Consider the following 1,041-nt stretch of genomic DNA (forward strand, 5'->3'; position numbering starts at 1 on the left):
AACAATCCCTGCCGAAATTAAGCGAGGAGACAGATGAAAAAGCGATTTATTATAACAGGAATGATTACCCTTTTGGGGATGATAAATTTAACTCTAACGTCTAACTTTAGTTGGGGTTCTGGGACTCAAGGTTCAACTGTTAAAAGTCCTTTTTCAAAAGCAGAATATCTGGAAATTATTAAGTTGTTAGAACAACAAATTAAAACAAACGAAAACCAGATCGAAAACGCGAAAAAAATTCATCAGTCTATAACAGGAAATAGGATACAAAAACCAACAATAGGAGAAAACAAGAATTCTTTCATACAAGATTTGCCTTCTATCTACCCAAAAACACAGACAAACTACCAAGCCATAGCTACTGGGGAATTTAAAAAAAGATTTAATGAGATTATTCTCGAAGAGAAAAGGTACGGCTTCCAGAAGTTGCCGTATTATAAAATGCGCGAAATAATTAATACGCGTCTTAAATATAGTGGAATTGTCGAAAAAGCTGTAAGTTTTCAAACTTTTCAAGACGCAGAGAACCGCTTTAAACAAATGGACGATTTCTTAGATAAGATAAATAAAACAAAAGATCTCAAAGAAGTTTTCGAACTGCAAACACGCATCAAGACCATGTCAGCCATGATCCAAAATGAATATACAAAGCTACAAATGGTCAGAAATTTAAGCGATGACGAAGAGACTCTTATCGAAATACAAAAACGTAAATTGTACAGAAAAATTGTAGCCTCTAACTACAAAAATATGCCTATAATAAGGTCTAACCAATAAAGCTTTTTACAACATTTGCTTTTTTCATGAAAACAAAAACCAATGTAGAAGGTTCAGTACTCTCTGAACAATTAAGAGAAGCACAAAGATTTTATCAAAGCCAAGATATCATGCTGAAAACACTTAGGTAATGTATAAATGAAAATGAGGCGTTTAGCATGTATCTATGTTCCAAAGTGATAAAAAATTGAAAATTCGTTAAAGAGGAATTCCATGAACTTTACAGTTTTCACGCAACTTTTCAATAAAATTGATCAGATAACA

Annotated in this window: 1 protein-coding gene; it reads left to right on the forward strand. The window is 32.6% G+C overall.

Features of this window, described 5'->3' with window-relative positions; genetic code table 11:
• The first annotated feature begins 33 nt into the window (after positions 1–33).
• A complete protein-coding gene (locus ACFIM6_RS09915) occupies positions 34–777 on the forward strand; it encodes a type IV secretion system protein (RefSeq protein WP_375612679.1) in 744 nt (247 codons plus the stop codon).
• Positions 778–1,041: the final 264 nt, after the last annotated feature.

Origin of the sequence: Bartonella sp. AA9NXGY, assembly GCF_042196845.1 — a bacterium.
In the GTDB taxonomy this organism is placed as follows: domain Bacteria; phylum Pseudomonadota; class Alphaproteobacteria; order Rhizobiales; family Rhizobiaceae; genus Bartonella.